The following is a 26,986-nucleotide window of genomic DNA, read 5'->3' as shown; positions in this document are numbered from 1 at the left end:
TGGACGATAGCCAATAGGAGGAGGAAGAACTATGTCGTTTTCACATGTAGAGATTGAAAAGAAGTGGCAAAAGCATTGGGAAGAAAATAAAACATTCCGTACAACAGAGGATGCAGATAAGCCGAAATTTTATGCACTTGATATGTTTCCGTTCCCATCAGGAGCTGGATTGCATGTTGGTCATCCAGAAGGCTACACGGCAACAGATATCCTCTCACGTTTAAAACGTATGCAAGGTCATAACGTCCTTCACCCAATGGGATGGGATGCGTTTGGACTTCCGGCAGAACAATATGCTCTTGATACAGGAAATGACCCAGCAGAATTTACCCTTAAAAATATTGATACGTTCCGTCGTCAAATTAAATCACTAGGATTCTCCTATGATTGGGATCGTGAGGTTAATACGATTGATCCAGATTACTATAAATGGACGCAATGGATCTTCTTAAAACTCTATGAAAAGGACCTTGCTTATATCGATGAAGTAGCAGTGAACTGGTGTCCGGCTCTTGGAACGGTTCTTGCTAACGAGGAAGTCATTGACGGGAAAAGTGAGCGAGGAGGTCATCCTGTTGAACGCCGTCCGATGAAACAATGGATGCTTAAAATAACGGCTTACGCTGATCGTCTTTTAGAAGACTTAGATGAGTTAGATTGGTCTGAAAGTATTAAAGATATGCAACGTAACTGGATTGGTCGTTCTGAAGGAGCAGAAGTGACATTTAAAGTAGATGGTCATGACGAGGAAAAAGTCGATGTGTTCACGACGCGTCCTGATACTTTATTTGGCGCAACGTACATGGTGCTTGCTCCTGAGCATAAGCTTGTTGACACGATTACAACGGCAGAGCAACAAGAAGCCGTTAAACAATATCGCAAAGAAGTGGCTCTTAAGAGTGATCTAGAGCGCACGGAACTTTCTAAAGAAAAAACAGGTGTCTTTACTGGGGCCTTTGCCGTGAATCCCGTAAATGGTGCTCGTATTCCAATTTGGATTGCTGATTATGTTCTTGTTAGTTACGGAACAGGCGCGATTATGGCTGTTCCTGCACATGATGAGCGTGATTATGAATTTGCAAAAGCATTTGATCTATCGATTGTTGAAGTGGTTGCTGGTGGCGATGTGGAGAAAGAAGCGTACACAGGTGATGGAGAACATGTGAACTCTGATTTCTTAAATGGATTAGAAAAAGAAGCAGCAATCTCAAATATGATCGAATGGCTTGAAGCGAATTATTTCGGAAAGAAAAAAGTAACCTACCGTCTGCGTGACTGGTTATTTAGCCGCCAACGTTATTGGGGCGAACCCATTCCAATGATTCATTGGGAAGATGGCACGATGACAGCTGTTCCGGAGAATGAGCTGCCACTAACATTGCCTATGATGAAGGAAATTAAACCATCAGATACTGGAGAATCACCGCTTGCTAATAACAAAGAATGGCTTCATGTAACAGATCCTAAAACTGGGATGAAAGGCCGCCGTGAAACAAATACGATGCCAAACTGGGCAGGTAGTTGTTGGTATTACCTACGTTACATTGACCCAAACAACAGCGAGGCACTAGCTGACCCAGAAAAACTAAAGCAATGGCTGCCGGTTGATATTTATGTAGGGGGAGCAGAGCATGCGGTTCTTCACTTACTTTACGCACGATTCTGGCATAAGTTCCTTTACGACTTAGGTGTGGTACCAACAAAAGAGCCTTTCCAAAAGCTATACAACCAAGGCATGATCCTAGGTGAAAACAACGAGAAGATGAGTAAGTCAAAAGGAAATGTTGTAAACCCAGATGACATCGTTGAAAGCCATGGTGCTGATACATTACGTTTATACGAAATGTTTATGGGACCACTTGATGCATCGATTGCGTGGTCAGCAAACGGATTAGATGGAGCCCGTCGATTCCTCGATCGTATTTGGCGTTTATTTATCGATGAGTCGACAAATGAACTGAACCCAGCAATCCAAGCAGTGGAGGGGTCAGAAGAGTTTGTCCGCACGTATCATCAAACAGTAAAGAAAGTAACAGAAGACTTTGAAGGACTTCGTTTCAATGTAGGAATCTCACAAATGATGGTCTTTATCAACGATGCCTACAAGCAAGAGACACTTCCACGTGAACTAATGGAAGGTTTCGTTAAGTTATTGGCACCACTTGCTCCTCATCTCGCTGAAGAGTTATGGGAGAAGTTCGGTCATCAAGAAACGATTTCTTATGTAGCATGGCCAACGTATGACGAAGCTCTACTTGTGGAAAATGAAGTAGAAGTCGTTGTACAACTTAACGGCAAAGTTCGCGCAAAACTTATCATTCCAGCAGATGCAACTCGCGAACAAATGGAAGAGATTGCAAAGAATGATGACAAAGTCCAAGAAGCAATTGGCGATAAAACTATACGTAAAGTCATTGCTGTACCAGGGAAGTTAGTTAATATTGTTGTAGGGTAATGAGAAGAAAGTTAGTTTAATAAAAACAAATATGAAAGAGCTAAGGTGCAGCCTTAGCTCTTTTTTACTATTTTGTGGAGAGCATCTCTCTATTTTACAAAATGTCTAATGAAGTCAATGAGATAAGAACATGTTGCATAGTGAAAAGATTGAAAATTTTAAATATAATCAAGGAGAAATACAAACTGGAGGGATTCATATGAAGACATCTTTTTCCTTGTCTAGTTTAACCGTTAACCATGATAGATTACAGACAAGACTGGAATGCTTAGCGGAGATTGGAAAGATTGGTGAGACGGGAGTATGTCGCCTTACATTATCAAAAGAGGATAAGCAAGCTGTCTTACAAGTGAAAAGATGGATGGAAGATGCAGGATTGGATACGAGAATTGATGATTTTGGTAATCTGATTGGACAATGGGTAGGTGAGGACGATTCTTTGCCGATTTTAGTACTCGGCTCTCATATCGACAGCCAGCCATATGGAGGGCAGTTTGATGGAACAGTCGGTGTACTAGGTGCACTTGAAGTAATTCAGACGATGAAGGATAAAGGATTAAAGCCGAAACGAACAATCGAAGTGATTGCCTTTTCTGATGAGGAGGGTTGTCGATTTGATAAAGGATTGTTTGGTGTACGAGGAATCTTAAATCAACTCGAAGAAGGTGAGCTTGAACGAGTCGATAAAGACGGAATTTCACGGAAGGATGCATTGATTGAATTTGGATGTAATCCTGGCGAGTTTGAAGAATCTGTTTACCCGACAGGACGCATCGGAGAATTTATTGAAATGCATATCGAACAGGGGCCTATTTTAGATCGTGCCGGATTGCCTGTTGGCATTGTGACGGGTATCTCAGGACCGCTTTGGTTAACGGTTGAACTTCAAGGGTTTGCTGGTCACGCTGGGTCCGTACCTATGTCGTACAGACAAGATGCGCTTGTTGCTGCAGCAGAAATTACGCTGACCTTACATGAGCTTGCCTCTCTAGATCCAGAAGCGCCAACTGTTGCAACTGTTGGAAAGATGGAAGTTTTCCCAAATTCGAGAAACATCATTCCAGAAAGAGTGCGTTTTACAATCGATCTTCGTGACATTGACCTTGGGCGAAGAAGAGATATAGAGGCTGTTCTTTATCCAGCGATTGATCAAATCTGCGAGAAGCATCAGGTGACAAGCACCATCCGTGTAGACACAGAAAGTGAACCGAGATATTGTGCGGAATCCATTATGAACGATATGCGAAGCGCTGCTAATGATATTTACGGAGAAGCAATTCCTGAATTGATGAGCGGACCGTTTCATGATGCGATCGCGATGTCGACAGTGTGTGACTATGGAATGATCTTTGTACGTTGTAAAGATGGAATCAGTCATAATCCAAAAGAAAGTGCAGAATTTGATGACATTTCACAAGGGACGGAGCTATTGTATCGAACTGTAGTGAGAAGAGTCGTGGAGTAAGGTTATATCTATTGAATGATAAATATGCAGTAAATAATAGAATCGTATCGTATCATGTTTCATTCGCTCAATCATTTATTTGATTGAGTTTTTTATTGTGAGAAAAAGATTAAAAGAATACGAAATATACAATTGATTTTGTTTGAAGGAAGCGATATTAAAAGGAAAATAACAATTGACTGTAGAAGGTATCTATAAAGAAGTGAAAGAGGTGAATGGTTATGATTATTGGTCTGCATCACGCACAGATCACAATTCCACAGGGGAAAGAAGAGGCCGGGAGAGACTTTTATTGCCGAGTGTTAAGTCTTGAAGAGGTAGAGAAGCCAAATGCTTTAAAAGGACGTGGGGGTTTTTGGTTACGAGTAGGAAACTTTGAAGTTCATGTAGGGACCGAGGAAGGGTTTGACCGCTTCGTAACAAAGGCCCATTTGGCTTATGAAGTAGAAGACATCAATTATTGGAGAGAAGTGCTAGAGCACGAGGGGATTGATCTAGTAGATTCTGTTCCCATTCCAGGGCATGAACGTTTTGAATTTAGAGATCCTTTTGGGAATCGAGTTGAAATGATTGCACGGGCTTAAGTTATAAACATGTGGATAATCGTAGTCTACCTCTAGTAGAAATGAATGAACATTCAACCACACGAATAAATCCACAGATTATTGTGTACAAGGAAAGCGTTATCAACAAATTTTCAGATAATACTAACAGTCTGTGCATAACCTGTGTGTAATACACAAGGTTATGCACAGGGATTAGAGTACTTAGTCGTAGGCACAGATAAATCGGTCTAACTCTTCTATGAACATGTGAATAACTTATTTTTCTAGGATGGACTTATTCACAAGTTCACCCGCTGCTTTTCCTGCTGTATAGCCTGTGGAAAAGGCACAAGTGATATTATATCCTCCTGTATATCCGTGAATATCTAAAACTTCTCCACAGAAAAACAAGCCTTCTTTCTTTTTTGATTCCATAGTTTTTGGCGCGACTTCCTTAACAGAAACACCGCCTCCAGTGACGAAGGCTTTATCGATGGAAAGAGTTCCATCTACTTGGAAGGAGAAGCTTTTACAAAAAGAAGCAATCTCTTTTAGTTTGTCATGTGAAAATGTATTGGCTGCTTGTGAACTCTCTAACTCTAATTGATCAAACATAAACAATAAGAAACGTTCTGGAACAAGGCCCTTTAATAAATTTTTCAGAGCTTTTTTCGGTTCTTCTTTCACACGCTTGATCAAATCTTGAAAAATAACTTCAGTGTGTTGCGTAGGGAATAAATCAATTTGCATTTTAATGGTCCTTGTTTTAAATTTTTTCAGCGCCTTAACCACATACTGACTGCAACGAAGTGCGGCAGGACCTGAGATTCCGAAATGGGTAAAGATCATATCACCCTCATGTGTTTTGATGATTTTGCCTTTAGGGTTGATAACAGAAAGATGAATGTCCCTTAACGAGAGTCCTTGCAGTTGTTTTTGTTTAATAAATCGTTCCGTAGAAGTGATCGGCACCTCAGTCGGGTAAAGCTCAGTAATGGTATGTCCTGCTTTTTCTGCCCAAGGATAGGCATCACCTGTACTCCCTGTGTGAGGAACCGACTTGCCTCCTGTTGCAACAATCACAGCATCCGTTACTAAACGCTGACCATCTCTTAACAAGACAGCATGGACTTTCTGATCTTCAAACTCAATCGTTTCCACAGCTGTATTCGTGCGTATCTTGACATTTAATGCCCGAATTCGATTGAGAAGAGTCGCGACGACTGTTGTCGCCTTATCATTGACAGGAAACATTCGTCCTCGGTCTTCTTCCTTCAGTTCAATTCCTAAGCCTTCAAAGAAAGAAATGATATCTTCATTATTAAAGACAGAGAATGGACTATGCATAAAACGTCCGTTACCAGGAATATGAGCGATTAAATCTTGAAGCTCCATACGATTTGTGACATTGCAGCGTCCCCCACCAGAGATCGCTAATTTTCGTCCAAGTTTGTCACCTTTATCAAGTAATGTAACAGAAGCACCGTGCTCGGCTGCGGCAATCGAAGCCATCAATCCAGCAGGGCCACCTCCAATGACAATGACTGATTTATTCATATTTATCACCTAATTCGCTATAATTGATTGTTTTAGAGTAGCATTTTTTATGTAGAAAAGGAAGATGACCATTAGAATCAGAACTTTATGAAAATAGGGCATAATCAATTTCGGAAAAAATCATACCATTATTCTTTCTTCTCTATGCTACAATTCTTATTAGTGCTTAAATTCTTGTAGAAATTGTATTGTTTACATAGGAGGAAAACATGGCAGATCAAAAATTGATGCGGGGGACGATGGTGTTAACCTCTGCAACACTAATTTCTAAAATTCTAGGTTTTTTGTATATTGTCCCTTTCTCAGCTTTAGTTGGACAGACAGGCCTAGCATTATATGGGTATGGATACTCACAATACGTAGTCATTTTAAGTCTGGCTACTCTTGGCGTTCCTTTAGCGATTTCTAAATTTGTCTCGAAGTATAATGCGCTTGGTGATTATGAGACAGGACATAAGTTATTTAAATCAGGGCTTATTCTTATGTCATTGACAGGCATTTTAGCGTTTTTAATCTTATTTTTATTAGCCCCGTTCTTGGCTGGGAGAATCCTACCGATAGAAACTCCAGGTGGAAACACACAAGCTGATGTGATTTTTACCATTCGTATGGTGAGTGTCGCCTTGATTATTGTTCCTGTGATGGCGGTTATTCGTGGATACTTTCAAGGGTTTCAGTCAATGGGACCGACAAGTGTCTCCCAAGTTATTGAACAAATTGTTCGAATCACCTTCATTTTAGCTGCAGCTTTTCTTATTGTTGGTGTAGGTGGAGGAGACATAGCGCTAGCTGTTGGATTTGCGACGTTTGGTGCGTTTGTCGGAGGTCTTGGTGGCCTTGGTGTACTGATTTTCTATTGGGTTAAGCGTCGAAAAGCGATCTTAAAGCAAGTAGAAGAAAGTACAGTACGACATCAACTAACATTGCCACAAATGTATAAAGAACTACTTATTTATGCATTACCACTTTCATTTGTTGGCCTTGCGATTCCGCTCGTGCAAATTGTTGATTTATACACGGTGAACCCGGCTTTAAAAGGTACGCCATTTATGGAGGTATCAGAGGCATTTTTCGGGGTATTAAATCAATCTGTCCATAAGATTGTTTTAATTCCAATGGCGCTCGCAACTGCCTTGTCGATCACACTCGTTCCAACGATCACGAAGTCGTTTATGTCTGGTGATCGAGACGTTTTGCAACGTCAAATTACACAAACGTATCAGATTATATTATTTATCTCTGTACCAGCTGCTGTCGGGATGGCTGTCCTAGCTTATCCGGTCTTTGCCTCTTTATTTGGATTTGATGATCTATCTTTAGGCGGAATGGTTCTTCGTTATTATGGACCGATGACGTTATTCTTCTCCTTGTTTGCTGTTACAGCTGCGATTTTACAAGGGATGAATCGTCAGAAGCAGGCAGTTCTCTCATTAGTAGTCGCTTTGCTATTAAAAGTTGGATTAAATTATCTTTTATTAACGTGGATGGGGCCTGTTGGAGCCATTACTGGAACGTATATTGCTTATACAGTCGCCATTCTTATTAATGTTTGGGCGATTGGCTATTATGCTGAATTCAGTTATTCTTCAATTGCCAAACGCTTGATGCTGATTCTTCTATTCTCTACTGTGATGGCGGTAACGGTTGTTTTGTTTATGCAATTGATGCAATCGTTCCTCCCGTTATCTACACGAGTTAACAGCTTTATCTTAATGTTTGTTGGTGCTGGTGTGGGGGCAGGGGTGTATGGGTTCTTAGCTTATCGCTCAGGGCTTGCTGAAAAAGTACTCGGTCATAGGTTTCGCTTTGTGAAGCGGAAGAAACTGAATCAAGAGGGCTAATTGCTACAGCAATTAGCTTTTTTGGTGGATAGATGATGTGAAATGATTAGAATGTTTCGAAACTGTGATAATTCGACAGTTCTTGGCAACGAAAGCCTCTTTTTCTAGGTTCCGTCGTTTGATATAATAAACCAAGCTAGAGACAGTCTAGAAAATTTTTGACTGAACAAGTTGGGGGACACTAATGAAATATTCATTTGTAAAAGATAATGATTGGCTTCTTATCATTACGACGTTCCTGTTAGCTGGGTTTGGTCTGTTAATGGTATTTAGCTCAAGTTACGTACTAGCTCTTGATGAATTTAATAATCCGTATCACTTTATTAAGCGGCAAGTGATGTGGTTTCTATTAGCCATTCCTGCTTTTTTATTCTTTATGCACTTTCCTTATCGCTTATACCGTAAATTAACCATTGTCATCGTAGGGGCTATGGTGCTCTCGCTCATCCTCGTCAAAACTTCACTCGGACATGAAGTCGGTGGAGCGCAGCGCTGGATTCGGTTTGGTCCATTAAATCTCCAACCGTCAGAATTTGTGAAAATAGGCATTGTTATTTACCTTGCCCATGTCTATTCAAAAAAGCAAGTGTATATCGATCAATTTGTGCGAGGCGTACTCCCGCCACTCGTTGTCGTCGCGGTGATTTTTGGATTAATTATGCTGCAGCCTGATTTGGGTACAGCAACCTCTATTTTAATTGTTGCCTTGTTGATTGTGTTTTTCTCTGGCGCTAAATGGATACATTTATTGTTTTTAGCTGTCGTTGGAGGGGTATCATTTGGTATTCTTGCCTATGCAGAACCGTATCGTGTGAAACGTATAACATCATTTAGTGATCCGTTCGCCGATCAATATGATACGGGTTTACAATTGATCCAATCCTACATAGCGATTGCTCATGGTGGATTAAGTGGTACAGGTCTTGGACAAAGTGTTCAAAAACTATTATATTTACCAGAAGCACACACAGATTTTATTTTTGCTATTGTGTCTGAGGAATTGGGGATGTTTGGAGTATTATTTGTTCTTGGTTGCCACGGATTGATCCTGTTTCGTGGTGTGATGATTGGAACACGTTGTAAGACGCCATTTGGTAGCTTGTTAGCATTCGGTATTGTTTTTCAAATCGGTGTACAAGTCATCTTTAATGTCGGGGCTGTGACTGGGGTATTGCCAATCACAGGGATTCCATTACCACTTGTAAGTAATGGAGGGTCATCATTATTGGTTACTCTTGTTTCAATCGCGATCTTAGCTAATATTTCTAGAAATAACATACGGCAACAGCGGATAAATCAAAATGAAGAAGAACCGTTATCTGCTTAAATTGGATGCATATCTAGTTGTTTCGTCTGGAGGCGACAATGGAAGAACGTAGAACGAATTTGCAACAAATTGATTTTACATTGATCTTTCTCTTGTTTGTGTTAATGTGTTTTAGTTTGCTTGCGATTTATAGTGGATCAGGGCAGTATTATATCGAAGATCCGACTCGATTTGTAAGACGTCAAGCGATATTCTTCGGGGTTGGTGCAATCGTAATGGTTGCGATGATGGTTTTAGATTACGATTTATTCAAAAATTTCTCCATCCCTCTATATATCCTTGGAATGATCTCCCTCATGCTAGTATCCTTCACTTCACTGGGGGTTCATAAAAATGGTGCGACACGGTGGTTGGATCTAGGAGTAGCCGAACCGCAGCCTTCTGAGTTTGTTAAAATCTTTGTTATCTTAGCGCTTGCTCATTTATTATATAAAATCACAACAGAGCGAAGGGATAAGGATCTGAAGTCGGATATGATGGTAGTCGTTAAAGTGTTAGCGGTAGGCTTGCCACCGTTTTTCTTAATCCTACAACAACCAGACCTAGGGACAGCTCTTGTTATAGCGAGTATCATAGCGACGATGCTTCTTATGTCGGGAATTGCATGGAGGCTCCTTCTCGCTTTGGGGGGACTTGTAATATCAGGAATTATGATGCTTGTATGGCTCCATTTTAATTATTTTGAGTTCTTCACAAAATTTATTAAAGGCCATCAACTCGAGAGAATTTATGGTTGGCTTGATCCGGAAGGGTATGCGTCTGGTTATGGGTATCAATTAACACAAGCGATTCGTGGAATTGGTTCTGGTCAATTGTATGGGAGCGGATTTTTACAAGGGGTTCAAACCCAAAGTGACAATATTCCAGAGCTTCATACCGATTTCATTTTCACTGTTATCGGAGAGGAATTTGGATTTATTGGAGCGACAATTTTACTTGTTACGTATTTCTTAATTTTTTATCGAATGATTATCATCGCACTTACATGTAATAATTTATATGGCACATATTTAGTTGCTGGTGTTATCGGTTTATTAGTCTTCCAAGTCTTCCAAAACATTGCGATGACTATTGGTCTCATGCCGATCACGGGTCTTGCTCTTCCGTTTATAAGTTACGGGGGAAGCTCGCTTATAACCAGTATGCTCGCCGTCGGAATTGTTTTAAATGTCGGGATGCGGACGAGACATTATATGTTCCAAACTGAGGAAATTGCTTCATAAGAGCTGGCAATCAATAGATTCCAGTTCTTTCTTTTATCCGAAAAGGGGGAAGCATAATGATCATCATGGTAGGGTCTGGACGTCTGACGGAAGCTTTACTGACTCAAATACAACACAGTAAAGTAGGAATCTACGGGAGAAATCATGACACGGTTACTCAGCTACTTCGTCGGTTTTCCTTTACTGCGAAAGTGAGTAGGGAAGACATATCAAAAGCAACAACACTTATTCTCTGCTTACCTAAGGATGCCTATCAATCATTTTTTGATGAGCATGCGACATTGCTTAAAGGCAATGTCCTCCTTGTTCATTGCGCCACAGCCTTAATGGAGGATGAAGTTCGTCAGATGAGTGCGGGTAAATGTAAGGTCGTTCCTTGTAAGCTTGTAGGTCATGCGAGACAGATGTGTGAAGATGGGGAAGGGTTATTTGCCATTCCAGATGGATATGACGAAGCTGCGAAAACAATCCAACAGCTCTTTCCACAGATGCAGTACGTGCGGATGACAGAAGAAAAAGTGTTACGAGCGAATCAAATAGCAACAGAAGAAACGCTAAACATGCTGATGAAGATAAAGAATAGAGCAGATCAACACCAGGTGCCAGAGATGGCAATAAAACAAATACAAAAGCAAATTGGACGTGGAGTGATTCGTGCATCTTTCGACAATGATCTAGGTGGTTTTGCGAAAAAAATTCAAAAAGAATTAGAGGAAAAGAAAGGTGAAAAGGATGAGGCTTGATAAATTATTAGCTAATATGGGGCACGGATCACGCAAAGAGGTAAAGAAGCTTCTGAAGACAGGCGTTGTCCGAATTGATGGAGTACCAGCAAAAGATGGAAAAGAGCAAGTAGACCCAGAGAAGCAAGAGGTTAGTGTTTTTGGAGAAGTCGTCTTGTATAAGCCATTTCTATACCTTATGCTTAATAAACCACAAGGTGTTATTTCCGCAACGGAAGATGAGCAACATCGGACGGTACTTGATTTGTTAGATGAGGGAACGCTTATGTATGATCTTTTTCCAGTTGGACGACTTGATAAAGATACAGAAGGATTCTTGCTCATTACCAATGATGGACAGTTCTCTCATTCCTTAATGTCTCCGAAAAAGCATGTGAAAAAAACATACTATGCGATCATAGCTGGAGAAGTAACGGATGAAGATGTACAGGCATTTTCAGATGGAGTAACCCTTGAGGATGGCTATGTAACAAAGCCAGGCGAACTTCGTATATTATCAAAAGGAACGATCTCTGAAATTGAACTTGAGATCACAGAAGGGAAATACCATCAAGTCAAACGAATGTTTGAAGCGGTGGATAAAAAAGTGACGTTCTTAAAAAGGATAGCAATCGGGGGATTGGTTCTGGATTCGACGTTAAAAAAGGGAGAATACCGCGAACTAACAGTGGCAGAACATAGCCTTTTATTTGAAGGATAACCGCGAGGACGAAAAAAGACGGAAGGATTTAATCCTTTCGTCTTTTTGATTTAAGTAGGAATCGTTCTAAATACAAACATATTGATAGGTAAGTTCAATTCCAGCTCATCCAAAACTCATCATGACTTATGAAACGCGTGTCTTCCTGTCTGTTACGCTCCACTTGCCACGAGAAGGACTACTTACTAGGTTGTTATACTCTAGTACGTTTAAGTCACGCTGAACAGTCCGATGGGTGATGCCGAATTCTTCAACCAATTCAGTCGTCGTGACGATCCCCCTTTGTTTAATGTAGAGGTAAATGGATTTAATACGGGTCAGCATACGATCAGTTGAAGTTTTCAAAAAACCACTCCTTATTCATAATCATGACCAAGTCCTTAACAAAATTGTATGCAAGTTGCGGCATCAATATGCAGGACTACAGCGGATCACTTACCGTCAGAGGGAGATGCATATGTGTTCTCATTTTCTAGCTCTTACAGTGTTTGTCATTACTAAAGCATAAGAGCATTACACATTTCTGGATGAAATGGAAACATTTGATTTTTGTCATGTAGCCATGTAATGTTGATATTGGTTCGTGATCGTGATCTAGAAGCACATGATCTCATCGAACCCCTCTCGACGGTTATATTTTATAATAAATCTATGAAATAAGCAAAGCTTTTGCTTGATTTTTCCTTAAAATAATGATGAGGTGAGCGAAATAATGAAGATCGATTGGATCAATGAGGTTGAAACTCGCAAAGAAAAGTTAATTGAACAAACCCAGGAATTTCTGCGTATTAACAGTGTTTTAGACGAATCAACAGCGACAAAAGATAAGCCATTTGGTGAAGGAATTCATCAGGCTCTAAGCTATATGTTAACAAAAGGTAAAGAGTGTGATTTTTCTGTTAAGGACGTGGATGGATATGCTGGCTATGTCGAACATGGTGCAGGAGACGAGTCTGTTGGTGTCCTATGCCACTTGGACGTTGTTCCTGTAGGTGCGAATTGGACGAGTCCCCCTTTTTCAGCAGAGATCCGAGGTGGGAAGATTTTTGCCAGAGGTGCTATTGACAACAAGGGACCAACGATGGCTGCGTTTTTCGCCCTATCTTTACTAAGTGAATTGGACGTTCCCCTTAGTCGACGTATTCGCATGATTTTTGGAACCGATGAAGAAAGCAATTGGCGGTGTGTTGAGCATTATTTTAAACATGAAGAGATGCCAACGATTGGTTTCGCACCTGATGCAGACTTCCCTATCATTCATGCTGAGAAGGGGATTATGGATGTTCGTTTATCGTATCCAATTGAAACACATCCAGACAGTGAAGTAGAATTACAATCGTTTGTATCAGGTGACCGGTTAAACATGGTACCAGATGAAGCGATTGCCGTTATTAAAGGAGAACGTTCTAGATTAGAAGGATTAGAACAACATTTTAAGGCAGCCGTAGAAAAGGAGCAGTTAGAAGGTCATTCGAAATGGGAAGGAGAGCGAGTAACATTTACTTTAGCCGGAAAGTCCGCACATGGATCCACACCAGAAAAAGGTCAAAACGCAGGCGTGCTTTTAGCAAATTGTCTAACAAAATTTGCCTTTGATGGATCAGGTAGTACTTTTCTTATGAATATTGCTTCTACTTTCACGAATGACTTTCATGGAGAGAAGCTAGGCATCAAAACATTCGATCAAGTCTCAGGGCCATTAACGGTCAACCTTGGTCGAATTCATTATGAAAAAGACAAAGAGGCAATACTAGGTCTCAATATCCGTTACCCGGTTACAGCGAAAGGGCAAGATATTAGAAAGGGACTTGAAGTCTTTGCAAAGGCTAAGAATGCAACACTTGATATTCTTGACCATATGGAGCCAAGCTACGTGGAGAAAGATCATCCATTGATTCAAGCATTGCAAGCGGTGTATGAGCGTCAAACAGGAGAAGAAGCAACTCTTCTTGCCATTGGTGGAGGTACTTATGCACGTTCACTTGATGTTGGGGTGGCATTTGGACCGATGTTTCCAGGGCGAGAGGATGTGGCCCATCAAAAAGATGAATACATCATTATTGAAGATCTCATTCGAGCGACAGCCATCTATGCAGAAGCTATGTATGAATTAGCTAAATAAAAAAAAGCGGAGATCCAAGGTATGAACCGATGGAATCTCCGCTTTCTTACTAGTTGAAGATTATTCTTTATCATCAAATTGAAATAAATCTGTAGATAAATAACGTTCGCCTGTGTCACACGCGATAGCAACGACCACATCGTCTGGGTTTAGGCGTTTAGCTACTTCTAAAGCAGCAAAGCAAGCTGCTCCAGATGAAGGACCAACGAGAATCCCTTCCTTTTTAGCTAAACTTCGTGTCACTCGGTAGGCATCGTCATCTTCTATCTTAAAAATCTCATCATAAACCGATTCATTTAAAATGGAGGGAATGAAGCCTGGGCTTGTTCCGACTAATTTATGAGGACCGGGCTTACCACCTGATAATACAGGTGATCCAGCAGGCTCAACAACGTGTACAGTGGCATCGGGATAAAATCTTTTTAATTCTTCTCCCGTACCTGTGATTGTCCCGCCTGTACCAGACGCAGCTACAAAAGCAGACAATGATTCATTAACACTATCTAGGGCTGTCTTAATTTCAAGTGCTGTTGTTTTTCTATGAGCATCCGGGTTTGCTTCGTTTTCAAACTGCATTGGCATATAACTATTAGGGATCTCTTTAACCAATTCATGAGCTTTATCAATGGCACCAGGCATTTTTTTGTCACCTGGTGTTAAGACAACTTCCGCCCCGTATGCTTTCAATAGGTTAATTCTTTCTTGAGACATCGTGTCTGGCATAACTAGAATAGCATGGTATCCTTTGGCTGCTGCATTCATAGCGAGACCAATTCCTGTGTTCCCACTTGTTGGCTCAATGAGGGTCGACCCTGCTTTTAAATGACCACTCTTTTCAGCTTCGATAATCATATTGTAGGCCGCTCGGTCTTTGACGCTTCCACTAGGGTTCATCATTTCCATTTTTAAGTAAACCTTAGCACCGCCTACTGGACTTATACGATTTAACTTTACAAGTGGTGTTTGACCAATTAGCTCTGCCATATTGTTAACTACTCTCATCGTTTCACATCCTATCGCAATAATTATTATTTATCTTATCACAGCTATTTATGAATTTCCTATCAGTAAGGTAGGATAAAGGTAAATTATTGTATCGCTTACTTTTATATAAATTCTCCAATTTGATACAATATAATGAAACAATCACTGATAAAGGGTGAGTGGACTTTCAATCAAAGGAGAAAACGTGATGAATGACATGCATTATTTTCTTTCTATTCCAATTAGCGATCAAATTAAAGATGCGTATAAGAATTCTTTGCAGCAATTAAAAGATGCGTATCCATTTAAACAGTGGGTCCATCCTGATGATCTCCATATCACGCTTGTCTTTTTAGGTGCTCTTTCAGATGAAACAAAGCAGGAGTTAACGTCTCACGTACAACAAGTAACACTAGAAGACCAAACGATACGACCTTTTTCTCTGAAACTGACGGATCTACAAACGTTTGGAAAAGACGAGTCGCCACGTATCTTTTGGGTCGATGTTGAAGGAGAGGCAGACCGTTTACATCAGCTTTATCGACAACTTAAGAACGCATGTGTCAACCTAGGTTGCCGAGTAGATGAACGACCATATCGTCCTCATCTAACTATAGCTAAAAGGTGGAAAGGAACTCATGATTTTTCTGTCAATATGACCCCATTTGATGAGCAAGTATTCCGTTGGGATGTGTCTTATGTTAGCTTGATGAAAATTGACCCGTCATCTCAGCCAAAATATACAGAAATCGAACGATTTGAGTTGGGTAAGATGAATGAATAAGGCTTTACAATTACTACAACTTATTTTACACATTGGAATTCTTTATGGATTTTACATAATTGGAACATGGGTTCAGTCAGTGTTTGATTTGATTATTCCTGGAAGCATAATTGGGATGTTGCTACTCTTTCTATTGTTGTTTGCAAACATCCTTCCGGTTTCTTTAATAGAGAACGGGACAAACTTATTAATTCGCCATATGCCGTTGTTATTTGTCCCATTTACTGTCGGAATCCTTGGTTATTTAGATGTGTTTAATGGGGATGGTTTTTGGTTAATTCTTGTGACGATCTTTAGTACAATCGTTGTTTTTGTCCTGTCTGGAATAATGGCCCAATGGCTTGTTAATAGAAAGGAGCAAGCTGATGATTGATGCTTTGTTACTAATTTCCATGTTCAGTTTGACAATTGTGGCTTATGGGCTTGCTAGACATGTATATAGTCGGTATCCGTACCCTTTTACTCTTCCCTTGGTAACATCAACAGGAATGATCATTGCCGTGTTGTTAATACTGGATATTGATTACTCCATTTATCAACAAGCGAATGGGTGGGTCAATCATTTATTAGGGGCAGCAGTCGTTGCCCTGGCCTACCCACTTTATAAACAGTTACCGATGCTCAAACGGCTTTTTGTCCCCATAATGATTAGTGTCACGTTTGGATCCTTTGTTGGTGTTTATAGCGGGGTCCTGCTAGCAAGATGGGTAGGGATTGATCCGTTAATTATTGGTGCAATGGCTCCCAAGTCTGTGACGACACCTGTGGCCATGCAAGTGGCTGAAAATCTTGGTGGGGCCTCTTCTTTAACGGCCGTATTTGTCGTTATTGCTGGGGTGAGTGGTGTTTTATTTTCACCATACCTCTACCGGTGGTTTAACATCACACATCCAATTGGAAGAGGTATAGGGATGGGGTGTGCATCTCATGCAATAGGAACAGCAAAAGCTTTTGAAAATAGTGAAATAGATGGTGCAGCAAGCTCAATTGCCATGACTATTAGTGCGATTCTCATTGCTATGTTTGTCTCCATACTTCTGTAAAGAAGCAATTGTGTATATGTTCGGAGTAATCGTGAAAAAAAAGCGAGTATCAATCATTTCATTCTATTTAGTAAAAAGGTATGGTACTATTTCATTATAAAGACAGAATCACCCAGAGAATTAGGGGGATATAGATGGCACATTTAATTAAACTAGAAGACTATGTATCTAGATATCAGTCCGATATGCAGCGTTACCCTAATCAATTTTCCCGTATGAAAAAAGATCGTTGGAAGTTTATTAAAAGCGAATGGGAACGTCTACAGACCCCGGAAAACAGAGAGTCAAGTACTAATAGACCCGAAGGAATGAACCAGGAAAAAGGACACAATTTTCTGTCGCAAGCGGTAGCTAAAATGAAAAATTGGAAATCAACTAAAGTAGAAGAACATGATATGGTTACAGAAGAAGAGAGAGAAACAGTTGATCATACGTTAAGTTTAGAAGAATTGAAAAATCAGTTTTTAGATGACTTATATCATTCGCAGTTACGTTGGGCTAGTTCTTCATTGTTAGAAGAGTCTTCCTTGCACCCGCGTTATAAAAGAGATGATGTTTTGCGTTTTTTTACTCAACAATTACCAGATAATTATTTTGTTATGTATCGACCTGTCTTCTTTATAAAAAAAGCTCCGATTGAGTTAGAAATTCTTCTCATCACTCCAAATGAAATAATTTGTGTGTCCCTATTAGATGGACAAGAGCACAGCGTATTTGAAGCGAGTTCTGACCGCTTTTGGACGGAATATATTGATGAAACAAGGAAGAAGCGCATTAGTCCACTATTGTCATTATCACGAATGAGTGGCGTGATTGGCCCTATCTTAGAAGAAGCAGGAATAAGCGTTCCAATTCGCAAAGTCGTATTTGCTAATCAGGGCATTATTGACCATCGCATACCAGGTTCGAAGGTGGAATTAATTGACAGGCGCGGCTTTGAAAGTTGGCACGAGAAGTTGAAGCGAAATCCATCACCTATTAAACATCAGCAGCAAAAAGTTGCGCAATTATTGCTAGCAACGACACATACTCTTTCTTACCATCGTCAAAGCGAGAAAGAAAACTAAAAATTCCAAATAACTGTCGAACATTGTAATTGAATAAAGAAATCCTTATAATGAACAAGGATACTAACGTCCCCTATGCAAGGCATAGGGTTTTTATTTGCGCTTGTCAGATTAAATAAGTGAGGCACTTTAAAACTGAATCAATACAATAGCAATATGTAGAGCATAAGCAATAAACGGAGGGGGTCTCGAAATGAAGGAGTATAACAAAAACAGTTATCAAGTGGACCATTTCTCATGGCTCGTTCGAAGAGTCCCTGATTGGATGGGACGAACAGAAATCATGATTGAAATTATCGGTGCACAAGGATGCGTCAGCTTCGGTTATACGGTAAAAGAAGCAAAGCGCGGACTAGGAGAAGCGTTGAAATTGTGGGTGATGAGAAACGGTGAACTAGCCTTACCAGAAGGAAACGAAGGTGCACACCTCGTCTATATTGAACCTGCTATGACAAAAGAAGAAGAAGCGTATATAAACGTGGAACTGAAAAAATTACACTGAAAAATCGATCCCTTTTGAAGGATCGATTTTTTGTTTTGTCGAGATAGAGGACGTTTTGCGCAAATTATACCGGTTTCTGCGCAAAATTTGTCCGGTTGCAAGCGAAATAGGATCATTTCCGCGCGAAATCAGCATGTTTCCGCGCAAATGCAGTAAGAAAATGGAAAAAAAGGACTTCGCCGCTTTTAATCTGCCAGAACATTTGCATCACGCCTCTAAGCGGGCAACCTTCGCTTTTCGTGTCTAGCTGCGGGCTCAGTGGCTAGTAAAATTCCGTTCGCCTCGGTCGATAAGTCAACATCGAATCACTGCGTTCTTCGTGTTTCCTTTATCTCGATCGCCGCCCTCCATTTTATACGCCACTAAACGAGCCCTTCCGCTTTTCGGTTTAAAACACTACGGTTTTGTTGCCGTAGACGATGACTTGGTCGTTTGCGTGCCATTCTACGGCTCTTGCTAGGGCGATTCTTTCGACGTTTCTTCCTGCTACTCTTAGTTCTTGGGTGGAGTAACGGTGGTTCACTCGGAGGACGTCTTGTTCGATGATTGGCCCTTCGTCTAGATCATCTGTCACGTAATGTGACGTTGCACCGATTAACTTCACACCACGATCAAATGCTTTTGCATATGGATTCGCACCGATAAATGCAGGTAGGAAAGAATGGTGGATGTTAATAATGCGATGTGGGAATGAGTTAACGAAGTTTGGACTTAGAATCTGCATATAACGAGCTAAGACGATGAAATCAACGTCATGTTGCTTGAGAAGGTCAATCGCTTCTTGTTCGGCTTCGGCTTTTCTATCTTTTGAAACAGGAATGTGAACAAAATGGATGCCGTAACTTTCAACAATTTGTTTATTTGTTGGGTGGTTACTGATAATGACTGGAATATCTACATGTAACTCGCCTGCACGCCACTTCCATAATAATTCCAATAAACAATGGTCTTCTTTTGATACGAGAATCGCCATTTTTTTCTTGCGTGAAGCGAGTTCCATTTTCCAGTCTAAATTCATTTCTGTCGCAAGCTCTTTAAACTCTTGTTTAAAACGGAAAAAGTCGGGGCTTTGGATACCGAGATCGAATTCGATTCTCATAAAGAACATGCCACCTTCAGGATCTGTAGAGAATTGGTCTGATTGCACTATGTTTGCATCATAATGGTGTAAAAAAGTTGAGACTGCCGATACAATGCCTGCTTTGTCTTTGCAAGAAATTAATAATCTTGCTCTGTTTGTGTGTTGTTTCATGTCATATCCTCCGTTCATTCAACATCTGCTCGTTTTTTTCGTTTGATTTTAGAGTGTAAGATCGTATCGAATCGAGAGTGTATCTTCTTATTAGTAATTCCATTAATGACAGATCATATGAAAAGGTGCTTTCAATATTGAAGCAAAGGAGTATTCACTCTGTCAATCATCTTTTCATAAGTTAATCAAAGTAAACGCTTTCACTTTTTAAGTATTAACTAAAATTGTGAACAGCCTTCAAAATAAAGATCGTTGACGAAGATCTTTGATTTTTGGTAGGATAAAGTTTAGTCTATAAGAATGAAGTCCGAACTAAATAAAGTTAGATTTATCATGTTCATGAACTAATAGAAAATGTTGACAATTATAAACACAAAAAATTGATTGATTTATACGAATTGATTTAAATTTTCATAGGTAAATAAGATGAAATACGCTATACTAAGAAGATAAAGCAATAACGTGATGCGAAAGTAAATGGAAATTGAGGGTGAATGGGTTGGAGATGTTTTTAGGAGATGGCTGGAAGGTGGAACCAGCTGGTGGAGCAACAGGTGAAGCATATATAGCCCAGCAAGGTGACCAGAAAGTATTTCTGAAACGCAATTCATCACCATTTCTTGCTGTTCTTTCTGCGGAAGGGATTGTACCTAAGCTACTTTGGACAAAGCGCTTAGAGAACGGTGATGTCGTTACGGCACAACGTTGGGTAAAAGGGCGTGAGCTCAAAGCTTACGAAATGAAAGAACGAAAAGTGGCTAAACTATTGTCGAAAATTCATGGTTCAAATGAATTATTAGCCATGTTTAAGCGAATCGGCAATGAGCCTTTATCCGCGGATGTCATTATTGACAACTTGCGTGTTCAATTGCAATTGAACCAAGTGGAAGATGACATTATCGAAACAGGTATGGCTTACTTAGCCGCGCAACTAGATCAAGTCGTTTATGATCAATATGTGGTTTGTCATTGTGATATTAATCATAATAACTGGATTCATGGAGAAGAAGAACAATTGTATTTAATTGATTGGGATGGAGCTACCGTTGCTGATCCCGCACTTGATTTAGGTTTATTACTGTATTCCTACATTCCTGAACACGATTGGGAAGAGTGGATAGAGAAATATGGTCTTTTATTAGGTGAGTCGTTACGTGAGAGAATGCACTGGTATGTTGTTTCTCAAACGATTTCAATTATTTTATGGCATTACGAACGCAAACAGTTTGAGGAAGTTGATAAATTTAAGGATTACTTACATTCATTATTAGTTGATGGGTGTAAGTAAAAGTAAATAGAATTCATTAAACAAAGGGTCTGACGATATCGTCAGACCCTTTGTCGATGAAAAAACTGTCATGAAAACGGAAATAAATAAAAAACCACAGGTTAACTGTAAGTATTTCCTGGGGAATCAGTAGAATTGCTGTCGATTGACGGATGATTGATAACATTTAGCCATTTTTCTACATCCTTCTGTTCGAACGGTTGATGATTGATGACATGGTGTTGAGTGATCTCTGTTAACGTATGTTTCATATCACTTGAGACAGAAGGGTCATTTGTTAATGATTGAAGTAATCGGTTGATTTGGGTTGCTTCATCGTCAGTCATATATTTTTCGTCTGCTTGATTTTGTAAAATATCACAGAGTAAACCTATTTTATGTTGGCTGGATAATGGCATCTGTGTTCCTCCTCATGAATTACGGTTTACTGGTATCGTGTGCTTAACAGAAGAAGACTATTCTAACAAAAGAAAGAAATCTCCATATACATTCAAGATCAGACACGTTATAATACATGATTGAGTCAGAGAATTGAGGAGTGATAACGGTGCGTTTACGACACAAGCCGTGGGCAACAGAAGAGATGGAGAAATATCCGTCGATTGTTATACAAGACCCGCAACAATATAAAAATAAATGGAATCAACTGTTTGGCAATGACAACCCGATCTACGTAGAAGTTGGAACTGGCAAAGGGCGCTTCCTCACAGGGATGGGCGAGCAGCATCCAGACATCAATTTTATCGGGATCGAGAAATACGATAGCGTTATAATCTCTGCGATGGAGAGAGTGCGTGATTCAGAACAGACGAATGTGAAATTTTTAAATGAAGATGTGGATGGATTGTTAGACTTCTTCGGAGAGGGTGAGATTGATCGTTTATTTATTAATTTCACTGATCCATGGCCTAAGAATCGTCATGCAAAGCGTCGTTTAACGCATGAAAATTTCCTAACCTTGTATCAGAATGTTTTAAAGAAAGATGGGGAAATCCACTTTAAAACGGATAACCAAGCACTATTCGAATACTCATTGCATAGTATGTCTACGTATGGAATGTCACTTCAAAATGTCAGTCTTGATCTTCATCGTAGTTCGTTTGAAGGGAACATCATGACGGAGTATGAAGAGAAGTTCTCTAAAAAAGGTATGCGTATTTACCGACTTGAAGCTAGATATAAAGAACAATAAACTCTTCTTTCAAGAAGGGTTTTTTTGTTTGGATCGAGAAGTGTTAACATAGGTACATATGAAATTTATAGTGGATTGCTTAAAGTTACTCGAATCAATAATATTTATAGGAGGTTATGTAGATGGAAGAATTATTAAGAGATGATCTAAAAATGACATGGTTACAAGGTGGTGTCACTCATATGGACGGAGGGGCCATGTTTGGAGTAGTACCAAAACCGTTATGGAGTCAAAAATACCCTCATAACGAAAGTAATCAAATTGAACTGCGTGCCGATCCAATCTTACTTGAAAAAGACGGTAAAAACATTCTAATTGAAGCCGGAATTGGGCAAGGGAGATTTACCGAAAAACAAAAAAGGAATTACGGGATTAAAGAAGAATCGACTGTTGAAAAAGATTTAGAGAAATTAGGAATAACAACCGGCGATATCGATATCGTTTTAATGACTCATATGCATTTTGATCATGCAACAGGTCTTGCAAAAGAAAAGAACGGGGAACTAATACCTACGTTTGAAAATGCTACAGTCTATACCTCAGCTATTGAATGGAACGAAATGAGAAATCCAAACATTCGCTCAAAAAATACGTACTGGGAGCAAAACTGGAAGCCAATTGAACACCAAGTGAAAACGTTTGAAAAAGAAATCGAAGTGATACCAGGTTTGAGACTCATTCATACAGGAGGCCATAGTGACGGTCATTCTATTTTAGTGCTTGAACACCAGGGAGAAACTTTCGTACACCTTGCAGATATTATGCCAACACATGCCCATGCAAATCCTTTATGGGTGCTTGCCTATGATGATTTTCCTATGGACTCGATCTATAGCAAGGAAAAGTGGCAAAAGTATGCAAAAGAACATGATGCGTGGTTCTTCTTTTATCATGATTGTAAGTATCGTGCAGTGAAATGGGATGAAAATGGTCAACTTGTTGATTCAATTGAACGCAAACAGTATGTTTACTCGAATGAGTAATAAAAAAACTTCTCCATTTATGGAGAAGTTTTTTTGATTAGGATGCCTTTAATTCAAGTAATGTTCCTGTTTTGGTATCAGCTAAAAATTCGTATTGTACAGTACCTGTTTCCGTTGTTGTGGAAATACCACCACGGTAAACCTCTACTTGTACATGCTCTCTTTCGATTGTTTCTGGGATCATGTGTATCCAAGATCCTGAAATAGCATGACGCGAGGAGACCGTTTTCTTTACGTTTTTTAATGCTCGTTCAGGTGAGGTACTCTCACATGTTAAATTTTCCTTCAAAAAATATCCAGCAGCTAACCCAATTCCAATGCCTAGAGCAAAACGTTTCATACTCATTTCCCTCATCCTCTCACTCTTACAATATTCTGTTCAGAAGTGTTTCACATAGATGAATACATTGCGGCTTTTTTATCAACAATGATAACTAGCTCTAGTATACAAAATGTTTGTAAGGTTTTCCAACTAAAAGGATGTATCCTTTTTCTGAACCAAATCACTCGCCAAAGTAGAAATAGCTCGAGGATTCAGATAAAATAGACTTGTACATAATTTTTCGGGAATCGAAAGGGGTTTATTATGAATCAAGAAACGATGACATTATTTAAAACATTAACTGAATTACAAGGTGCACCTGGATTTGAACATGATGTAAGAAAGTTTGTACGCTCTGAGCTAGAGAAATACACGGATGAGATTGTTCAAGATCGTTTAGGAAGTATTTTCGGAGTCAAACGTGGGGATGAGACAGGCCCGAGAGTTATGGTGGCAGGTCATATGGACGAAGTGGGCTTCATGGTCACATCGATTAGTGAAAAAGGGTTAATTCGCTTTCAAACATTAGGTGGTTGGTGGTCACAAGTATTACTTGCTCAACGTGTTCAAATTATGACAGATGCTGGTCCTGTAATCGGTGTGATCGGATCGACACCTCCACATTTATTAGAAGAATCCCAACGTAAAAAACCAATGGATATTAAAAATATGTACATTGATATTGGAGCAGATGATAAAGAAGACGCTTTAAAAATAGGCGTTAAACAAGGGCAACAAATTGTGCCAATCTGTCCGTTTACTCCAATGGCTAATGAAAAGAAGATATTAGCCAAAGCATGGGATAACCGTTACGGGGTCGGTCTGTCGATTGAATTATTAAAAGAATTACAAGACGAAAAACTGCCAAACATTTTATATTCTGGATCAACCGTACAAGAAGAAGTAGGTTTACGTGGGGCAGCAACGGCGGCTAACATGATTAAACCTGACATTTTTTATGCTCTTGATGCAAGTCCGGCTAATGACGCGACAGGTGGGAAGGATGCCTTTGGTCATTTAGGGAAAGGGGCCCTTCTTCGCATCTTAGATCGTACGATGGTCACTCATCGTGGAATGCGAGAGTTTATTTTAGATACGGCTGAAACAAATAATATTCCTTACCAATACTTTATCTCACAAGGTGGAACGGATGCAGGTCGTGTTCACACGTCTGGTAATGGAGTTCCTTCTGCAGTTATTGGGTTATGCTCTCGTTATATTCACACCGCGGCATCGATTATTCATATTGATGATTATGCAGCAGCAAAAGAGCTTGTCGTAAAACTCGTGAAATCAACAGACCAAAGCACACTTGATCAAATTACAAAAGGTGTCTAATTCCTTTCGTAGATCGTGTTTAATTTTGTGGAGGTAGTTGTATGATTATAGGGATTGGAACAAAGAATCCAGCAAAGGTACACGCGGTGATCGACACCTTGATCCGTGAGCCTTATGAATTCATTAGTGTGGATGCGCCATCTGGAGTAGCAAGCCAACCATTTTCAGAGGAAGAGACGATGGAAGGAGCTATGAACCGGGCAAAACACACGCTTTCTGTGACGAATGCAAATATCGCCTTTGGACTTGAAGGTGGGGTCGTACAAACTTCTGCAGGGTTGATGCTTTGTAATTGGGGAGCTCTAGTTAGTGATACCGACCAAATTTTTGTTGCAAGCGGGGCAAAAATCCCTCTACCAGTTGATGTAGAAAAGGATTTGAAACTTGGACACGAACTTGGTGATGTGATGGCTCGGTTAACAGAAAATCGGGATATTCGCAAAAAAGAAGGTGCTATTGGCATCTTTACAGCAGAAAGACTGACGAGAAAAGCGATGTTTAGTCATATCGTGCAGATTCTTTATGGTCAATATGAGTATGCTTGTCAACACTTTAAACATTGAAATAGACGAAGGAGGTCAACCAAATAGTTGATCTCCTTCGTCTTTAAAATTAATTATTCGTCTTCAAATACATAGGCAAGTGCTTGTAATGCTTGTTCTTTTGTTTCAACGACGACTTGTGCTTTGTTGGCAAGTTCTTTTAATGGGTGATGCAATTGTTCAGGACGGATGAGAATTAATGGCTTGTTTAGTGCAAGAGCGGTTGCTGCATCCATCGCACTATTCCATTGCTTGTAGTTTTCACCGAATAATGCAATGACTACGTCTGATTTTTGAAGCAAAATCTGTGTACGTAAATTATTAAAACTAGAAGCTGCTTCATCTTTTAATACCTTAGTTGGTTGCGTACCTAAAATCGCCTCACCAATGTCATCTGAGCGATCATGGTTTTCCATTGGACCTGAAAAGTGAATCGGTAAGTTCATTTCTTTTGCTTGATCTTTTAATTCTTTTCTCCATGTACTATGGATTTCTCCAGCTAAGTAAACAGTCAATTCCATGTCCATCTCTCCCTTGCTTATTTCTTCCCTTCTATTATAAAGCATGAAACGTTTGGAAACGAATAATAAGGCCGTGAGTATATTCTTTCAAAAAAAGTGTCTTGTCACATGTAAAGATGCTGTGTATGATTAAAGTGGTTTCATAGACTGACACGTACTAGGAGATGTTCTAATGAAAGAATTTTTAAAAAGAAAAGAAATAGATATAAGCTGGAAAACCTATGTTATCACAGGATTAAGTCATATGGCATTAGGGTTATTTGCATCGCTAATTATTGGACTTATCATTCGAACATTAGGTGAGCAGACGGGTATTGGTTTCCTTGAAGAAGTAGGTGCACTTGCAATGAGTCTCACTGGACCGGCGATCGGGGTGGCGGTAGCCTTTGGATTAAAAGCTCCCCGACTTGTGTTGTTTGCGGCCATTATAAGTGGGGCAGCCGGCTTTCAATTAGGGGGGCCGGCAGGTAGCTTTGTCGCGGCTGTTATTGCGACCGAGTTTGGAAAGGCCGTCTCAGGAGAAACTAAAATCGATATCATTGTGACACCACTCGTCACGATCTTATCTGGTTTTCTTGTTGCTACCCTTATTGGTCCAGGAATTGATGCAGGAATGACGCAATTAGGTAGCTTAATTATGTGGGCAACTGAGCAACAACCAATTTTAATGGGAATAATGATCGCGGTTATTATGGGACTTGCGTTAACAGCACCTATTTCTAGTGCAGCCCTAGCTATTATGCTAGGCCTAGAAGGGATCGCAGCGGGAGCAGCAACGGTTGGTTGTGCCGCACAGATGGTAGGATTTGCGGTTAGTAGCTACCGTGAAAATGGTTGGTCAGGGCTTATTGCGTTAGGATTAGGTACTTCGATGTTGCAAGTAGCCAATATTGTGCGCCGACCTTTAATTCTCATTCCTCCTACAGTTGCTGGAGCTATTTTGGCGCCGTTTGCGACAACCATCTTTGGTATGACAAACAATCCAGCTGGAGCAGGTATGGGAACAAGTGGACTAGTCGGGCCTATGATGACATTTACCGACATGGGGTTTACTTTTGACGTCGCAATTTCTGTTGCTTTGTTGTACTTTATCTTACCTGCAATGATTAGTTTAAGTATTTCAGAATGGATGCGAAGAGCAGGATATATTAAAATAGGAGAGATGAAAATCGAACAATCATAGAGGAGAC

Annotated in this window: 27 protein-coding genes; 20 read left to right on the top strand and 7 right to left on the bottom strand. The window is 40.0% G+C overall.

The annotated features are described in order from the left end of the window. Positions 1 to 31 precede the first annotated feature (31 nt). The 3 genes from leuS (at position 32) to CDZ88_RS12295 (ending at position 4,504) form a co-directional block, all read left to right on the top strand. Positions 32 to 2,455 carry a leucine--tRNA ligase gene (gene leuS / locus CDZ88_RS12305; protein ID WP_100373828.1) on the top strand — a complete coding sequence of 808 codons (2,424 nt, stop codon included), beginning with the start codon at positions 32 to 34 and terminating at the stop codon, positions 2,453 to 2,455. A 199-nt stretch (positions 2,456 to 2,654) separates the two neighbouring features. Then, positions 2,655 to 3,920, top strand: coding sequence for a M20 family metallo-hydrolase (locus tag CDZ88_RS12300; RefSeq protein ID WP_100374686.1), 1,266 nt, complete (start codon positions 2,655 to 2,657; stop codon positions 3,918 to 3,920). A gap of 221 nt (positions 3,921 to 4,141) precedes the next feature. After that, positions 4,142 to 4,504 (top strand): VOC family protein, encoded by a 363-nt coding sequence (locus tag CDZ88_RS12295; RefSeq protein WP_100373827.1) that lies wholly within the window; start codon positions 4,142 to 4,144, stop codon positions 4,502 to 4,504. Positions 4,505 to 4,741: 237 nt separating this feature from the next. On the opposite strand, the gene CDZ88_RS12290 is transcribed toward CDZ88_RS12295, so the two are convergent. Then, positions 4,742 to 6,022: a BaiN/RdsA family NAD(P)/FAD-dependent oxidoreductase gene (locus CDZ88_RS12290; RefSeq protein WP_100373826.1), complete on the bottom strand. Its 1,281-nt coding sequence runs from the start codon at positions 6,020 to 6,022 to the stop codon at positions 4,742 to 4,744. A gap of 209 nt (positions 6,023 to 6,231) precedes the next feature. Between CDZ88_RS12290 and CDZ88_RS12285 the strand changes: the two genes are divergently transcribed. From CDZ88_RS12285 to CDZ88_RS12265, 5 genes are all read left to right on the top strand, one after another. Further along, positions 6,232 to 7,863, top strand: coding sequence for a putative polysaccharide biosynthesis protein (locus tag CDZ88_RS12285; protein ID WP_100373825.1), 1,632 nt, complete (start codon positions 6,232 to 6,234; stop codon positions 7,861 to 7,863). 184 nt (positions 7,864 to 8,047) lie between these two features. Continuing rightward, positions 8,048 to 9,190 carry a putative lipid II flippase FtsW gene (gene ftsW, locus CDZ88_RS12280; protein WP_100373824.1) on the top strand — a complete coding sequence of 381 codons (1,143 nt, stop codon included), beginning with the start codon at positions 8,048 to 8,050 and terminating at the stop codon, positions 9,188 to 9,190. Between the two features lie 38 nt (positions 9,191 to 9,228). Beyond that, the gene (gene rodA / locus CDZ88_RS12275; protein ID WP_100373823.1) at positions 9,229 to 10,413 is read left to right on the top strand and encodes a rod shape-determining protein RodA; all 1,185 of its coding nucleotides are present in this window, start codon (positions 9,229 to 9,231) and stop codon (positions 10,411 to 10,413) included. 56 nt (positions 10,414 to 10,469) lie between these two features. Beyond that, complete coding sequence (locus CDZ88_RS12270; protein WP_100373822.1) at positions 10,470 to 11,156, top strand: NAD(P)-binding domain-containing protein; 687 nt, start codon at positions 10,470 to 10,472, stop codon at positions 11,154 to 11,156. After that, the gene (locus CDZ88_RS12265) at positions 11,146 to 11,856 is read left to right on the top strand and encodes a pseudouridine synthase (protein ID WP_100373821.1); all 711 of its coding nucleotides are present in this window, start codon (positions 11,146 to 11,148) and stop codon (positions 11,854 to 11,856) included. The genes CDZ88_RS12270 and CDZ88_RS12265 overlap by 11 nt, the downstream gene beginning before the upstream one ends. A 126-nt stretch (positions 11,857 to 11,982) precedes the next feature. Here the strand turns inward: CDZ88_RS12265 and CDZ88_RS12260 are convergent, their stop codons facing one another. Continuing rightward, positions 11,983 to 12,201 carry a DeoR family transcriptional regulator gene (locus CDZ88_RS12260; protein WP_198507851.1) on the bottom strand — a complete coding sequence of 73 codons (219 nt, stop codon included), beginning with the start codon at positions 12,199 to 12,201 and terminating at the stop codon, positions 11,983 to 11,985. Positions 12,202 to 12,565: 364 nt separating this feature from the next. Between CDZ88_RS12260 and pepV the strand changes: the two genes are divergently transcribed. Continuing rightward, a complete protein-coding gene (gene pepV / locus CDZ88_RS12255) occupies positions 12,566 to 13,978 on the top strand; it encodes a dipeptidase PepV (protein ID WP_100374684.1) in 1,413 nt (470 codons plus the stop codon). 60 nt (positions 13,979 to 14,038) lie between these two features. On the opposite strand, the gene cysK is transcribed toward pepV, so the two are convergent. Then, positions 14,039 to 14,980, bottom strand: coding sequence for a cysteine synthase A (gene cysK / locus CDZ88_RS12250; protein ID WP_100373820.1), 942 nt, complete (start codon positions 14,978 to 14,980; stop codon positions 14,039 to 14,041). Positions 14,981 to 15,170: 190 nt separating this feature from the next. On the opposite strand from cysK, the gene thpR reads away from it, so the two are divergent. The 5 genes from thpR to CDZ88_RS12225 all read left to right on the top strand — a co-directional run bounded on the left by thpR (position 15,171) and on the right by CDZ88_RS12225 (position 18,358). Continuing rightward, positions 15,171 to 15,746, top strand: a complete 576-nt coding sequence (gene thpR / locus CDZ88_RS12245) for an RNA 2',3'-cyclic phosphodiesterase (RefSeq protein WP_100373819.1) — start codon at positions 15,171 to 15,173, stop codon at positions 15,744 to 15,746. Then, positions 15,739 to 16,119 (top strand): CidA/LrgA family protein, encoded by a 381-nt coding sequence (locus CDZ88_RS12240; protein ID WP_100373818.1) that lies wholly within the window; start codon positions 15,739 to 15,741, stop codon positions 16,117 to 16,119. Before thpR ends, CDZ88_RS12240 begins: the two co-directional genes overlap by 8 nt. Continuing rightward, positions 16,112 to 16,789 carry an LrgB family protein gene (locus CDZ88_RS12235; RefSeq protein ID WP_100373817.1) on the top strand — a complete coding sequence of 226 codons (678 nt, stop codon included), beginning with the start codon at positions 16,112 to 16,114 and terminating at the stop codon, positions 16,787 to 16,789. The genes CDZ88_RS12240 and CDZ88_RS12235 overlap by 8 nt, the downstream gene beginning before the upstream one ends. Before the next feature lie 134 nt (positions 16,790 to 16,923). Then, entirely contained in the window at positions 16,924 to 17,856 is a 933-nt protein-coding gene (locus CDZ88_RS12230) for a hypothetical protein (RefSeq protein WP_100373816.1), read from the top strand. A 193-nt stretch (positions 17,857 to 18,049) separates the two neighbouring features. After that, complete coding sequence (locus tag CDZ88_RS12225; protein ID WP_100373815.1) at positions 18,050 to 18,358, top strand: HicB family protein; 309 nt, start codon at positions 18,050 to 18,052, stop codon at positions 18,356 to 18,358. 388 nt (positions 18,359 to 18,746) lie between these two features. Here CDZ88_RS12225 and purU read toward each other — a convergent pair whose 3' ends face one another. Then, complete coding sequence (purU, locus tag CDZ88_RS12220) at positions 18,747 to 19,610, bottom strand: formyltetrahydrofolate deformylase (protein WP_100373814.1); 864 nt, start codon at positions 19,608 to 19,610, stop codon at positions 18,747 to 18,749. A 499-nt stretch (positions 19,611 to 20,109) separates the two neighbouring features. Between purU and CDZ88_RS12215 the strand changes: the two genes are divergently transcribed. Further along, entirely contained in the window at positions 20,110 to 20,898 is a 789-nt protein-coding gene (locus tag CDZ88_RS12215; RefSeq protein WP_100373813.1) for a phosphotransferase family protein, read from the top strand. Positions 20,899 to 20,999: 101 nt separating this feature from the next. On the opposite strand, the gene CDZ88_RS12210 is transcribed toward CDZ88_RS12215, so the two are convergent. Then, complete coding sequence (locus CDZ88_RS12210; RefSeq protein ID WP_100373812.1) at positions 21,000 to 21,296, bottom strand: YtzH-like family protein; 297 nt, start codon at positions 21,294 to 21,296, stop codon at positions 21,000 to 21,002. Between the two features lie 149 nt (positions 21,297 to 21,445). Between CDZ88_RS12210 and trmB the strand changes: the two genes are divergently transcribed. Together trmB and CDZ88_RS12200 are read left to right on the top strand one after the other, a co-directional pair. Continuing rightward, positions 21,446 to 22,090 carry a tRNA (guanosine(46)-N7)-methyltransferase TrmB gene (trmB, locus tag CDZ88_RS12205; protein WP_100373811.1) on the top strand — a complete coding sequence of 215 codons (645 nt, stop codon included), beginning with the start codon at positions 21,446 to 21,448 and terminating at the stop codon, positions 22,088 to 22,090. 122 nt (positions 22,091 to 22,212) lie between these two features. After that, a complete protein-coding gene (locus CDZ88_RS12200) occupies positions 22,213 to 23,073 on the top strand; it encodes a YtnP family quorum-quenching lactonase (protein WP_100373810.1) in 861 nt (286 codons plus the stop codon). A 37-nt stretch (positions 23,074 to 23,110) separates the two neighbouring features. On the opposite strand, the gene CDZ88_RS12195 is transcribed toward CDZ88_RS12200, so the two are convergent. Next, positions 23,111 to 23,419 carry a PepSY domain-containing protein gene (locus CDZ88_RS12195; protein WP_100373809.1) on the bottom strand — a complete coding sequence of 103 codons (309 nt, stop codon included), beginning with the start codon at positions 23,417 to 23,419 and terminating at the stop codon, positions 23,111 to 23,113. 240 nt (positions 23,420 to 23,659) lie between these two features. Here CDZ88_RS12195 and CDZ88_RS12190 point away from each other — a divergent pair, with 240 nt between their 5' ends. Both CDZ88_RS12190 and CDZ88_RS12185 read left to right on the top strand, forming a co-directional pair. Then, positions 23,660 to 24,733: a M42 family metallopeptidase gene (locus tag CDZ88_RS12190; protein WP_100373808.1), complete on the top strand. Its 1,074-nt coding sequence runs from the start codon at positions 23,660 to 23,662 to the stop codon at positions 24,731 to 24,733. Positions 24,734 to 24,774: 41 nt separating this feature from the next. Further along, positions 24,775 to 25,296: a DUF84 family protein gene (locus CDZ88_RS12185; RefSeq protein ID WP_100373807.1), complete on the top strand. Its 522-nt coding sequence runs from the start codon at positions 24,775 to 24,777 to the stop codon at positions 25,294 to 25,296. A gap of 53 nt (positions 25,297 to 25,349) precedes the next feature. Here CDZ88_RS12185 and CDZ88_RS12180 read toward each other — a convergent pair whose 3' ends face one another. Beyond that, positions 25,350 to 25,796, bottom strand: coding sequence for a YtoQ family protein (locus tag CDZ88_RS12180; RefSeq protein ID WP_100373806.1), 447 nt, complete (start codon positions 25,794 to 25,796; stop codon positions 25,350 to 25,352). 172 nt (positions 25,797 to 25,968) lie between these two features. On the opposite strand from CDZ88_RS12180, the gene CDZ88_RS12175 reads away from it, so the two are divergent. After that, positions 25,969 to 26,979 (top strand): PTS sugar transporter subunit IIC, encoded by a 1,011-nt coding sequence (locus CDZ88_RS12175; protein WP_100373805.1) that lies wholly within the window; start codon positions 25,969 to 25,971, stop codon positions 26,977 to 26,979. The last annotated feature ends 7 nt before the right edge of the window (positions 26,980 to 26,986 follow it).

Origin of the sequence: Bacillus sp. FJAT-45037, from assembly GCF_002797325.1 — a bacterium.
In the GTDB taxonomy this organism is placed as follows: Bacteria; Bacillota; Bacilli; order Bacillales; family Bacillaceae_D; genus Alkalihalophilus.
Note: the sequence above shows the minus strand (reverse complement) of the source record. Positions and strands in the feature narration are given on the sequence as shown.

Coding starts and splice junctions, on each gene's coding strand:
- rodA (WP_100373823.1), top strand. CDS start 9,229: ATGGAAGAACGTAGAACGAATTTGCAACAAATTGATTTTACATTGATC.
- CDZ88_RS12190 (WP_100373808.1), top strand. CDS start 23,660: ATGAATCAAGAAACGATGACATTATTTAAAACATTAACTGAATTACAA.
- CDZ88_RS12290 (WP_100373826.1), bottom strand. CDS start 6,022: ATGAATAAATCAGTCATTGTCATTGGAGGTGGCCCTGCTGGATTGATG.
- CDZ88_RS12225 (WP_100373815.1), top strand. CDS start 18,050: ATGAAGGAGTATAACAAAAACAGTTATCAAGTGGACCATTTCTCATGG.
- CDZ88_RS12270 (WP_100373822.1), top strand. CDS start 10,470: ATGATCATCATGGTAGGGTCTGGACGTCTGACGGAAGCTTTACTGACT.
- CDZ88_RS12300 (WP_100374686.1), top strand. CDS start 2,655: ATGAAGACATCTTTTTCCTTGTCTAGTTTAACCGTTAACCATGATAGA.
- cysK (WP_100373820.1), bottom strand. CDS start 14,980: ATGAGAGTAGTTAACAATATGGCAGAGCTAATTGGTCAAACACCACTT.
- CDZ88_RS12285 (WP_100373825.1), top strand. CDS start 6,232: ATGGCAGATCAAAAATTGATGCGGGGGACGATGGTGTTAACCTCTGCA.
- thpR (WP_100373819.1), top strand. CDS start 15,171: ATGAATGACATGCATTATTTTCTTTCTATTCCAATTAGCGATCAAATT.
- CDZ88_RS12185 (WP_100373807.1), top strand. CDS start 24,775: ATGATTATAGGGATTGGAACAAAGAATCCAGCAAAGGTACACGCGGTG.
- CDZ88_RS12200 (WP_100373810.1), top strand. CDS start 22,213: ATGGAAGAATTATTAAGAGATGATCTAAAAATGACATGGTTACAAGGT.
- purU (WP_100373814.1), bottom strand. CDS start 19,610: ATGAAACAACACACAAACAGAGCAAGATTATTAATTTCTTGCAAAGAC.
- leuS (WP_100373828.1), top strand. CDS start 32: ATGTCGTTTTCACATGTAGAGATTGAAAAGAAGTGGCAAAAGCATTGG.
- CDZ88_RS12235 (WP_100373817.1), top strand. CDS start 16,112: ATGATTGATGCTTTGTTACTAATTTCCATGTTCAGTTTGACAATTGTG.
- CDZ88_RS12295 (WP_100373827.1), top strand. CDS start 4,142: ATGATTATTGGTCTGCATCACGCACAGATCACAATTCCACAGGGGAAA.
- CDZ88_RS12195 (WP_100373809.1), bottom strand. CDS start 23,419: ATGAGTATGAAACGTTTTGCTCTAGGCATTGGAATTGGGTTAGCTGCT.
- CDZ88_RS12210 (WP_100373812.1), bottom strand. CDS start 21,296: ATGCCATTATCCAGCCAACATAAAATAGGTTTACTCTGTGATATTTTA.
- CDZ88_RS12240 (WP_100373818.1), top strand. CDS start 15,739: ATGAATAAGGCTTTACAATTACTACAACTTATTTTACACATTGGAATT.
- CDZ88_RS12230 (WP_100373816.1), top strand. CDS start 16,924: ATGGCACATTTAATTAAACTAGAAGACTATGTATCTAGATATCAGTCC.
- CDZ88_RS12180 (WP_100373806.1), bottom strand. CDS start 25,796: ATGGAATTGACTGTTTACTTAGCTGGAGAAATCCATAGTACATGGAGA.
- ftsW (WP_100373824.1), top strand. CDS start 8,048: ATGAAATATTCATTTGTAAAAGATAATGATTGGCTTCTTATCATTACG.
- CDZ88_RS12265 (WP_100373821.1), top strand. CDS start 11,146: ATGAGGCTTGATAAATTATTAGCTAATATGGGGCACGGATCACGCAAA.
- CDZ88_RS12175 (WP_100373805.1), top strand. CDS start 25,969: ATGAAAGAATTTTTAAAAAGAAAAGAAATAGATATAAGCTGGAAAACC.